This window comes from Pseudonocardia sp. SID8383 (genome assembly GCF_009864975.1).
Taxonomy (GTDB): Bacteria; Actinomycetota; Actinomycetes; order Mycobacteriales; family Pseudonocardiaceae; genus Pseudonocardia; species Pseudonocardia alni.
On record NZ_WWFY01000781.1, the window covers coordinates 26,704 to 36,660 of the forward strand.

Annotated in this window: 10 protein-coding genes; 2 read left to right on the forward strand and 8 right to left on the reverse strand. The window is 73.5% G+C overall.

Annotated features, from left to right (window positions below; translation table 11 throughout):
* The 7 genes from GTW08_RS19150 to GTW08_RS19180 are packed head-to-tail and all read right to left on the reverse strand — an operon-like array spanning nt 1 to nt 6,801.
* Entirely contained in the window at nt 1-465 is a 465-nt protein-coding gene (locus GTW08_RS19150; RefSeq protein WP_073578152.1) for a peroxiredoxin, read from the reverse strand.
* Nucleotides 466-497: 32 nt separating this feature from the next.
* Nucleotides 498-1,307: a DUF1295 domain-containing protein gene (locus GTW08_RS19155; protein ID WP_073578151.1), complete on the reverse strand. Its 810-nt coding sequence runs from the start codon at nt 1,305-1,307 to the stop codon at nt 498-500.
* Entirely contained in the window at nt 1,304-2,668 is a 1,365-nt protein-coding gene (locus tag GTW08_RS19160) for an SAM-dependent methyltransferase (protein WP_073578150.1), read from the reverse strand. Before GTW08_RS19160 ends, GTW08_RS19155 begins: the two co-directional genes overlap by 4 nt.
* A gap of 11 nt (nt 2,669-2,679) precedes the next feature.
* Nucleotides 2,680-3,987: an SAM-dependent methyltransferase gene (locus tag GTW08_RS19165; RefSeq protein WP_083659087.1), complete on the reverse strand. Its 1,308-nt coding sequence runs from the start codon at nt 3,985-3,987 to the stop codon at nt 2,680-2,682.
* Nucleotides 3,984-4,760, reverse strand: coding sequence for a DUF1365 domain-containing protein (locus tag GTW08_RS19170; RefSeq protein WP_073578149.1), 777 nt, complete (start codon nt 4,758-4,760; stop codon nt 3,984-3,986). The genes GTW08_RS19165 and GTW08_RS19170 overlap by 4 nt, the downstream gene beginning before the upstream one ends.
* On the reverse strand, nt 4,757-6,076 hold the full coding sequence (locus GTW08_RS19175) for an NAD(P)/FAD-dependent oxidoreductase (protein ID WP_073578148.1): 1,320 nt from the start codon (nt 6,074-6,076) through the stop codon (nt 4,757-4,759). The genes GTW08_RS19170 and GTW08_RS19175 overlap by 4 nt, the downstream gene beginning before the upstream one ends.
* Complete coding sequence (locus GTW08_RS19180; RefSeq protein ID WP_073578147.1) at nt 6,073-6,801, reverse strand: alpha/beta hydrolase; 729 nt, start codon at nt 6,799-6,801, stop codon at nt 6,073-6,075. Before GTW08_RS19180 ends, GTW08_RS19175 begins: the two co-directional genes overlap by 4 nt.
* 352 nt (nt 6,802-7,153) lie before the next feature.
* Between GTW08_RS19180 and GTW08_RS19185 the strand changes: the two genes are divergently transcribed.
* Complete coding sequence (locus GTW08_RS19185) at nt 7,154-7,963, forward strand: lysophospholipid acyltransferase family protein (protein ID WP_167379122.1); 810 nt, start codon at nt 7,154-7,156, stop codon at nt 7,961-7,963.
* A 3-nt stretch (nt 7,964-7,966) separates the two neighbouring features.
* On the opposite strand, the gene GTW08_RS19190 is transcribed toward GTW08_RS19185, so the two are convergent.
* Complete coding sequence (locus GTW08_RS19190) at nt 7,967-9,358, reverse strand: mycothione reductase (protein WP_073578146.1); 1,392 nt, start codon at nt 9,356-9,358, stop codon at nt 7,967-7,969.
* A 54-nt stretch (nt 9,359-9,412) separates the two neighbouring features.
* Between GTW08_RS19190 and GTW08_RS19195 the strand changes: the two genes are divergently transcribed.
* Nucleotides 9,413-9,877 carry a GNAT family N-acetyltransferase gene (locus GTW08_RS19195; protein WP_073578145.1) on the forward strand — a complete coding sequence of 155 codons (465 nt, stop codon included), beginning with the start codon at nt 9,413-9,415 and terminating at the stop codon, nt 9,875-9,877.
* Nucleotides 9,878-9,957 lie beyond the last annotated feature (80 nt).

Below are 9,957 nucleotides of genomic sequence, written 5' to 3' on the forward strand. Positions count from 1 at the left end.
TCAGGCGGCGGCGCGTTCGCGCAGCAGGGCCAGCGCCTCGTCGGCGTGCTTGTTCATGTCGGTCTCGGACCCGATCTCGGCGAGGACGGCGCGGTCCGGGCCGATCACGAACGTCCTGCGGCGGGTGTGGAAGTTCCCCGGGAGCCAGGCGCGGTAGGCACCGAAGGACTTCGCGACGGTGTGGTCGGCGTCGGACAGCAGCGGGAACCCGAGGCCGTTCGCGGCGGCGAACATGTTCTGCTTGTCCGGCCGGTCCGAGGAGATCCCGACCGGCTGCGCCCCGACCTCGGCGAACTCGGCCGCGAGGTCCCGGAAGTGGCAGGCCTCGGCGGTGCAGCCACCGGTCATCGCGGCCGGGTAGAAGAACAGGACGACGGGCCCCGCGGCCAGCAGGTCGGACAGCCGACGCGGTGCGCCGGCCTCGTCGGGCAGCTCGAAGTCGGTGGCGGTGTCGCCGACGGCCATGGTGTCTCCTCGGGTCGCGGGTGCGGGGTGGGTCAGGAACGTGGGGGCAGCGGGAGGAACCCGCTGGTGCGGCGGACGTAGTCGGCGTAGCCGGGGCGCCGGTCGGCGATGTCGCGTTCCAGCAGCGCCGCGCCGGTGCCCTTCATCAGGTTCGCCGTGATCACGGCGACCCCGACGAGGCCGATCAGCCCGGCCGGGTGGTGCAGGGCGAGGATGCCCAGGCCCCACCAGACACACGCGTCGCCGAAGTAGTTGGGGTGGCGGGTGAACCGCCACAGGCCGCGGTCCATCACCTCGCCGCGGTTCGCGGGGTCGGCGGTGAACCGGGCCAGCTGGGCGTCGCCGACGGACTCGAAGGTGAACCCGACCGCCCAGACGAGCACGCCGACCACGGTGACGGCGACCAGCCATCCGGTGGTCGCGGTGCCGTACTGGGCGACCTGCACGGGGAGCGAGACGACCCACATCACCGCGCCCTGGGTGAGGTAGACGCGCCGGCCGATCGAACCGCGCTCGCGCAGGTCGACGTAGCGCCGGTCCTCGGGCTTGCCGTGGTTGCGCCGCGCGATGTGGCGGGCCAGTCGCCCGCCCCACACCGCGACGAGCACGACCACCAGGGCGCGCCGCCAGCCGTCGCCGGTCGGGTCGAGGGCCGTCGCGGTCACCGCGGTGACGAGTGCGACCCACACGAACCCGAGCCCCCAGACGACGTCGACGCCGTCGTGCCGGCCGCGCCGCACCCCGATCGCGTACGCGAGGGCCATGAGCACGGCGACGGCGACGGCGGTGACGCCGAGGTTGACGGCCCACGCCGCCCAGGGGAACGGGTTCACTCCGGTCATGCTGTCGCGGCCGGCGACGGCGCGCCCGCCGGGGCGGACCCGACGGCCGGGTCGAGCCCCAGGATCCCGGTGCGGCTGCGCGGGAGCCCGGAGGTGCCGTCGACGCCGGGGCGGACGGTGAGGATCTGGTGCACGCCCATCCGGTTCTCCTCGAACGCCAGCGCGGCACCGGCCAGGTACAGCAGCCAGATCCGCCACTGCTCCTCGCCGATCATCCGGACCGCGGTGTCGCGGTGCGCCTGCAGCGTCTCCAACCAGGGCCGGACCGTCCACACGTAGTGCTCGCGCAGCGAGTGCACGTCGACGATCTCGTGCCCGGCCTGCTCCAGGAACCCGAGGGTCTCACCGAGCGGGCGCATGTACATGTCCGGCGCGACGTAGGCCTCCATGAACGCGCCGCCGCCGGGTGCGGTGTTCGACCCGACCGACCCGCGCGACATCTGCTGCAGCAGCAGGCGTCCGTGCGGGCGCAGCATGCGGTGCAGCTGTGCGGCGTAGACGCCGTAGTTCTCCTGCCCGACGTGCTCGCCCATCTCGATGGAGGACACGGCGTCGAAGGGCTGCTCGGAGATCTCGCGGTAGTCCTGCAACCGGATCTCCACCCGCTCGGACAGCCCGGCACGGCGGACCCGCTCGACGCCGTAGTCGCGCTGCTGGGCCGAGAGCGTGACGCCGGTGGCGTGCACGCCGTAGTGCTCGGCCGCGTGCACGAGCAGCGAGGCCCACCCGCAGCCGACGTCGAGCAGCCGCATCCCCGGCGCCAGGCCGAGCTTGCGGCAGATCAGGTCCAGCTTGTCGCGCTGGGCGTCGACCAGGGTGTAGTCGGGGCCCTCGTCGCGGGTCCAGTAGCCGCACGAGTACGCCATCTGCGGGTCGAGCAGGAAGGCGTAGAACTCGTTCGACAGGTCGTAGTGGTGGCTGATCGCGTCGCGGTCGCGGCGGCGGCTGTGCCGCCGCCCGCCCAGCCGGGCCTCCGACGCCGGCGGCCGCGGCGGGGTGCCGACGGCACCGAGCCGGGCCGCGGTGCCCAGCGCACCCAGCTTCTGACGCAGGTCGAGCGTCGCCGAACCGGTCCCCGGCTTCGCGAGCGCCCAGAACCGGGACAGCCCGTCGGCGACGTCACCGTCGACGGACAGGTCACCGGAGACGAACGCGCGGGCCAGGCCGAGCTCACCCGGCGCCCACAGCAGCCGGCGCAGGGCCCGGCGGCGGTTCACGATCACCGTCGGTGGGTTCGGGTCGGCGGGGGTGCCGGTCCGACCGGCCTCGCTGCCGTCCCAGGCGCGGAGCCGCACCGGGAGCGGGGCGCCGAGGACGTCCTCCAGGAGCGAGGTGAGGCGCTCCGCGGGGGTGGTGGTCATGGGGGCACCTCTCAGAAGGACGGGCGGCGCTGCAGCGAGAACTGGACGACGTCGAGGTAGCCGACGCGGAACCCGGCCTCGCAGTAGCCGAGGTAGAACTCCCACATCCGCCGGAACGTCTCGTCGAAGCCGAGCGCCTCGACCTCGTCCCACCGAGCGAGGAAGCGGGTGCGCCAGTGGCCCAGGGTGCGGGCGTAGTCGTAGCCCAGGCTCCGGCGCTCGGCGACGTGCAGCCCGCCGGTGTGCCGGGCGAGGTTGTCCTCGATGGCCTCGACCGACGGGATGATCCCGCCGGGGAAGACGTACTTGTGGATCCAGGTGTAGTCGTTGCGGGCGACCATCATCCGGTCGTGCGGCATCGTGATCGATTGCAGGCCGACCCGCCCGCCCGGCTTGAGCAGCCGGTCCAGTGCGGCGAAGTACGTCGGCCAGTACTCGACGCCGACGGCCTCGATCATCTCGACCGACACGACGGCGTCGTAGGAGCCCTGGGCCTCGCGGTAGTCGCGCAGCAGCACCTGCACCCGGTCGGCCACGCCCGCCTCGGCGAGCCGCGCCTCGGCGAGGGTCTTCTGCTCCTGCGAGATCGTCAGCGTGGTGACCCGGGCGCCGCGCTGCGCGGCCCGCGTCGCGAGCCCGCCCCAGCCGGTGCCGATCTCCAGCACGTGCATCCCGGCCTCGACGCCCGCCATGTCCAGGATGCCGTCGATCTTGCGTTCCTGGGCGAGGACGAGGTCGTCGGAACCGTCGGCGAACCAGCCGGCGGAGTAGGACATGGTGTCGTCGAGGAACAGCGAGAACAGCTCGTTGGACAGGTCGTAGTGGCGGTGGATGTTCTCCCGCGACCCCTCGACCGAGTTGACCTCGGCGGTGGGCCGGCGGGCCTCGGCGAACCGGCGGCCCAGCCGCTGCAGGGCGGGCGGCACCAGCGTCGACAGCCGGGCGGCGAACGGGGTGAGCAGCCCGGGCAGGTCGGTGGTCGTCCAGTCGCCGACCATGTACGACTCGCCGAAACCGATCTTGGAGTTCGCGCCGAGCCGGTGGAAGAACGCCGACGGGCGCTCGATGCGCATGACCGGCGAGGTCGGGCCGCCCGCACCGAGCCGCTCCCCGCCGGGGAACACCACACGCACCGGCAGCGACCGGACCGCGTTGCGGAACAGCGACTCCGCGATCCGGGCCTTGGCCGGAGCCACGGGCGGTGTCGCCAGACCGGGCCACACACCCTCGTTGGGGCGGGGCACGGCGTGCGTGCGGGGCCGGGTGCCGCGCGCGCCACCGGAGGTGGGCACGGCGATCCCGTCGTGCTGCATGGTCATCGCGTGACCCCTTCCTGGTGCTGATCCTGTGTGGAGTGTTCGTCGGGGAGGCCTGCGCGGTTCTGTGGTGGCCGGGCCGGTTTCGGCACGACCGGCAGCTTCGTCCACAGCGCGATGCCGTGCCGCCGGATCAGCGCCGCGGTCCGCTGGGTGACGAGCGGGCGGCGCAGCACCGTGCGCGCCACCTGCCGGGTGGTCGCGGGCCTGCGGATCCCCGCCAGGGTGGCGACGAACGCGGGCGCACCGTCCTGGTGCAGCGTGATCGCGATGCCGAGCCGGTCGTCGGGCTCGGGCAGGCGCATCGTGTAGTGGCCGTCGACCGTGAGGAACGGCGAGACGTAGAACTCCTTGTCCACGCCCGCCCGCCCCGACGGGTCGGGGTGCAGCAGGTAGCAGTGCCGCTCGCCGTAGGTGTTGTGCACCTCCGCGACCACGCAGGCGAGGGTGCCGTCGGCGCGGTGGCACCAGAACACCGAGATCGGGTTGAACACGTAGCCGAGCACCCGGGCGTGGGCGAGCATCAGGACCCGGCCCCCGGCCAGGTCGATGCCGTGCGCGGCCAGGTAGGTGTCGACGTTCTCCCGGATCCCGCGCCCCGGGTCCCCGAGGTGGTCGCGGGCGTCGAAGCGGGCGAACGGGCGGAGCCAGAACGGCAGCCGCGGCAGCGCGTCCAGGTCGACGAGCCAGTAGTAGATCGGGTGCGAGAACGCCGTCTCCAGGTCGCGCCGGCGGGCGTGACGGACCTCGGCGTCGTAGAGCGCCGGGGCGCTCACCAGCTCACCCCCAGCGCCCGGGCGGCGCGCACGCCCGAGGCGCAGCCGTCCTCGTGGAAGCCCCAGCCGTGGTAGGCACCGGCGTAGGCGGTGACCGGGGTGTTCAGCTCCGGCAGGCGGCGCTGGGCGGCCACCGAATCCGGCGTGTACACCGGGTGCTCGTAGGTCATCCGCGCGACGACGGCGTCCGGGTCGATCCGCCCGGCGCCGTTCAGCGTGACCACCCAGTCGTCGGGGTCGGTGAGGCGCATCAGCCGGTTCATGTCGTAGCTGACCAGGACCGGGGCCGCGGTGCCCTCGGATCCGCCCGGCCCGCCCGTGGCGTCCGCGCAGGCGGGCTTGAGGTAGTTCCAGGACGCCCGGGCGCCGGGTCGGCGCGGCAGCAGCGAGGTGTCGTGGTGCAGCCAGGTCTCGTTGCGGGAGTAGGTGAACGCCCCCAGCACGGCCCGCTCGTCGGCGGTGGCGCCGTCGCCGAGGACCGCCAGCGCCTGGTCGGGATGGGTCGCGAGCACGACGTGGTCGAACGCGGCGACGGCGTCGGCGTCGTCGCGGACCTCGACGCCCGCGGTCGAGCGCAGGACCGAGCGGACCGGCGTCGCGGTGCGCACCGCCGGGAGCTGCTTGACGACACGGTCCACATAGGAGCGGGACCCGCCGGTGACGGTCCGCCACTGCGGAGAGCCGCCGATCCCGAGCATGCCGTGGTGGTCGAGGAAGGTGAACAGGTAGCGCGCCGGGTAGTCCAGCGAGAGCGCCGCGCCCGCCGACCACACGCAGGACACCACCGGGATCATGAAGTGCTGCACGAAGTAGCGGGAGTAGCCGCCGATCGCGAGGAACGCCCCGAGCGTGGTGAGATCCGGCGCCGCCGCCCGCTCCTCGTACGCGAGAACCCGGCGTGCGTGCCGGTGGAACCGCACGACCTCGCCGAGCATCCGCAGGTAGGCCGGCCGGGCCACGTTGGAGGCCTGCGGGAACAGACCACCCAGCTTGCGGGCACCGGCGTACTCCAGCCCGCAGCCGTCGCAGCGCACCGACATCGACATGTCGGAGTCCTGGGTGGACACCCCCAGCTCGCCGAACAGGCGCAGCAGGTTCGGGTAGGTGCGGTCGTTGTGGACGATGAACCCGGAGTCGACGTGGGTGGTCCCGCCGTCCGACGACGCCAGCTCGTGGGTGTGGGCGTGCCCGCCGGGGCGGGCGTCGGCCTCGTACAGCGTCACGTCGTGGCTGCGGGACAGCAGGTAGGCGGCCGTCAGACCGGACACCCCGCTGCCGACCACGGCGACGGTCGGACGCGCCTGCGGTGCACTCACCTGTCAACTCCTTCGAGGGCGACCCGCAGCCCGGCCGGGGCGGGTTCCGCCATGGCGTTCGCGATGACCGGGTCACGGGGTTCGGCCCCGAGCTCGCCGAGTGCGAAACGTCGCACCAGGGAGGTCCAGTCACCGGCGCGGCGGAGCATGGCGTGGCCGTCGCCGAGCACGTCGAAGCGGGCGACCCGGTCGGTCACCGACCGGGCGCGCAGGGCGTAGGCGTAGGACGCCGCGGGGTCGGTCATCCGCTCCCGGTCACCGTGGGCGATCAGCACCGACCGCCCGGCGAGCTGGTCGACCGGGTCGGAGCCCTCCAGCCAGGGGGCGAGCCCGCACACCGCGACGACGCCGGGGGCGCCCGCCGCCCGCAGCACCGCGCGGGCACCCATCGAGTGCCCGACGAGCACGACCGGGCGTCCCGGGTAGCGGCGCGCGAGCTCGTGGACGGCCCACTCGGCGTCGCGGTAGGCGTCCATGGCCGGGCCGTTCCAGCCCTTCAGCCGGTAGCGCAGCAGGTGCACCGCGACGCCCGAGCCCACCTCGGTCCGATGGGCGCGCCCGCCGCGCTCCAGGGAGTGCGCGAACGGCAGCATGCGCAGCAGTGCCAGCCCGCGCCGGGCGGGCGCCGTGGAGTGCGACTTCCCGCCGTGGGCGACCAGCACGACACCGGCCGGTTCGGGGTGTCGGTCGCCGGCCTTCTCCAGCCACGGACTCGGATCGGGCACGGGGCGCCTCGCAGGGGACGGGGTGCACGGGGCACCGGGACGGTCTCGGCGCGTGTTCGTCCGGCGGCCCGGTGGTGGCCGGTCGGTGGGACCGTCCTCACATCGGGTCGGCCCGGACACGGTCCGCGACCGGTGCGTACCCGTCGACCCTAGATCGGGTCCGCAGTACCTTGCTCGTCGAGACATCTCGGCGCGCGGGGATCGCTCGAACGGGTGAGGTCTGTGTCACCCCCGGTGGTCACGGCCGGGGTGGGTAGGACCACGGGCACACCCGGTCGTCGTGAGGGGCGAAGATGGTCGTGCGCCCGGGACCGGGCGCTGCGGACGGACGGGCGGGGAGAGGACGACGACGATGGGCGTGCCACCGGAGCTGACGGTGTGGCAGAAGGTCGTGGCGACGGTGCGACGCCGGCGTCGCGGGTCGGGCTTCTGGTTCGGGCTCGCGATCGCGGTGATCTGGCCGTTCGTCGTCTTCGGGACCCGGCTGGGCTGGCGCGGCGCGGAGCACCTGCCGCGCGCCGGCGGCGCCCTGCTGGTCGGCAACCACGTCTCGTTCTCCGACCCGATCTTCGACATCGCCTTCGGCACGGCGCACGGCCGGATCCCGCGGTTCCTGGCCAAGGGTGAGCTGTGGTCGGTGCCGGTGGTGAAGTGGGTACTCGGGCACGGCGGGCACATCCCGGTGTACCGGTCGTCGAAGCGGGCGGCGGAGTCGTTCACCGGCTCGATCGACGCCCTGGAGCGCGGGGAGATCGTCGCGATCTACCCGGAGGGCACCTACACCCGCGACCCCGGGCACTGGCCGATGAAGCCGAAGAACGGCGTCGCCCGGATCGCGCTGCGCTCCGGCGCCCCGGTGATCCCGATGGCGAACTGGGGCACCCAGGACTTCCTGCCCGCCGACGGGAAGCCGACGCCGTTCCCGCGCAAGCGGGTCACGGTCGCGCTCGGCCCGCCGGTGGACCTCTCGGAGTTCGCCGGGAAGCCGCTCACGAAGACCACCCTCGACGCGGCCACCGCGAAGATCATGGACGCGGTGACCGGGCTGCTCGAGGAGCTGCGCGAGGAGACCCGCCCGGCGACGCCGTACGACCCGGAGGCGCGGCCGCGCCCGGAGGCGCCCGGCGACCCGCTCGACCCGGCCGAGCGCGCCGCCGGCTGAGCCTCAGATCTCCAGCCCCAGCAGGGCGTTCTCGATGACCTCGGGCAGCGCCGGGTGGATCCAGTACTGCCCGGTCGCGATCTCGGAGACCGTCTGGCCGAACACCATCGCCTGGATCAGCTGCTGGACCAGCGTCGACGCCTGCGGCCCGAGCAGGTGCGCGCCCAGCAGCCGTCCGGTGCCCTTCTCCGCGACCAGCTTGCAGATGCCGGTGCGGTCCTCCATCGCCCAGCCGTAGGCGACGTCGCCGACGTTCTGCACCTTGACCGCGATGTCGAACCCGGCGTCGCGGGCCTCGGTCTCGGTCATGCCGACCGAGGCGATCTGCGGCTCGGTGAACACCGCGGCCGGGACGAAGTCGTGGTTGGTGGCGCTCAGGTCGTCCGGGTGCGCCAGGTTGTGCCCGACGATCTTGGCCTCGTGGTTGGCCACGTGCTTGAGCTGGTGGGGCGAACTCACGTCGCCCAGCGCCCACACGCCCGCGGCGGAGACGCTGCGCTGGTACTCGTCGACGGCGACCCGGCCGTCGGCGTGCACGGTCACGCCGCCCCGGTCCAGGTCCATCCGGTCGCCGTTGGGCATCCGGCCGGTGGCGACGAGCAGCGTGTCGGCGACGACGGTGGAGCCGTCGTCGAGGGTGATCTCCACCTCGCCGGGGCCGCCGCTGCCGTCGCCGGACAGCGCGGTGACCTGACGGCCCAGCCGGCAGTCCCAGCGGGCGGTGGCGACCTCGGTGAACCGGTCGGACAGCGTGTCGTCGAGGTGGCGCAGCAGCTTCGGTCCGCGGGCGATCACGGTGACCTCGGCGCCGAGCGCGGAGAACACGTGCGCGAACTCGGACGCGATGTAGCCGCCGCCGAGGATCGCGAGCCGGCGCGGGACGTCGTCGATCCGCATCACGGTGTCGGAGGTCTCGAACGGCACACCGGCGTCGCGGACCAGCGGCGGGATGCTCGGCCGCGACCCGGCGGCGATGACGATCCGGTCGCCGGTGACGGTGTCGGTGCCGGAGCCGTCGGTGCGCTCGACGCCCAGTTCGCGCTCGCCGGTGAAGCGGGCGTGCCCGAAGTACACGGTGACGTTGGGGCTGCGGTCGACCCGGTAGGAGCGCCCACCGTCGGAGATCGGGTCGATCCGGCCGAACACCCGGTCCCGGATGTCGGCCCAGCGGATCTTGTCGACGGTGCCGTCGACGCCGTAGGTGTGCGCGTGCCGGATGGTCTCGGCGACGTCCGCGGCGTAGACGTACATCTTGGTCGGGATGCAGCCGACGTTCAGACAGGTCCCGCCGAACACCCCGTGCTCGACGATCGCGACGTCGAGATCGGCGAAGCGTTCGTCGATGAAGGTGTTTCCGGAACCGGTGCCGATGACGACCAGATCATGGTGGGCCACGTCGCGAGGCTAACCGCTTCCGCGGGCCCGCGACGCTCTGGTACCCCTCTGCGGATGACCGTTCCCACACCGGCCGCGGCGACCCCGACCCTGCACCGCGCCTGGGCCGCCGACCTCGACCCGGCCACCCTGTACGCGCTGCTCGCGCTGCGCACCGCGATCTTCGTCGTCGAGCAGGGGTGCCCCTACCAGGAGCTCGACGGGCGCGACCTCGAACCGCGCACCCGGCACCACTGGCTGGCCGACGGCGGCACGGTCGTCGCGACCCTGCGGCTGCTGGCCGATCCCGGCGGGGTGCTGCGGATCGGCCGGGTCTGCACCCGCGCCGACGCGCGCGGACGTGGGCTGGGGCACCGGCTGATGGACTCGGTGCTCGCCGAGGTCGGGGACCGCCCCTGCGTGCTCGACGCCCAGGAGGTCCAGGAGCCGTTCTACGCGCGGCACGGATTCGTGCCGGCGGGGGAGCGGTTCGTCGAGGACGGCATCCCGCACGTCCCGATGGAGCGCCGCCGCTCCTGAGCGGGGCTCGGCCCGCGGCCCGCCTGCGTGCACCGCGACCGGTTCGAGCGCGTCGCGCAGCCGGCGGGCCGGCGCGCCGC

What these genes read in the sequence shown, in the direction of transcription:
- GTW08_RS19150 (WP_073578152.1), bottom strand. Translation starts at nt 465, where the DNA reads ATGGCCGTCGGCGACACCGCCACCGACTTCGAGCTGCCCGACGAGGCC.
- GTW08_RS19195 (WP_073578145.1), top strand. Translation starts at nt 9,413, where the DNA reads ATGACCGTTCCCACACCGGCCGCGGCGACCCCGACCCTGCACCGCGCC.
- GTW08_RS19165 (WP_083659087.1), bottom strand. Translation starts at nt 3,987, where the DNA reads ATGACCATGCAGCACGACGGGATCGCCGTGCCCACCTCCGGTGGCGCG.
- GTW08_RS19185 (WP_167379122.1), top strand. Translation starts at nt 7,154, where the DNA reads ATGGGCGTGCCACCGGAGCTGACGGTGTGGCAGAAGGTCGTGGCGACG.
- GTW08_RS19155 (WP_073578151.1), bottom strand. Translation starts at nt 1,307, where the DNA reads ATGACCGGAGTGAACCCGTTCCCCTGGGCGGCGTGGGCCGTCAACCTC.
- GTW08_RS19160 (WP_073578150.1), bottom strand. Translation starts at nt 2,668, where the DNA reads ATGACCACCACCCCCGCGGAGCGCCTCACCTCGCTCCTGGAGGACGTC.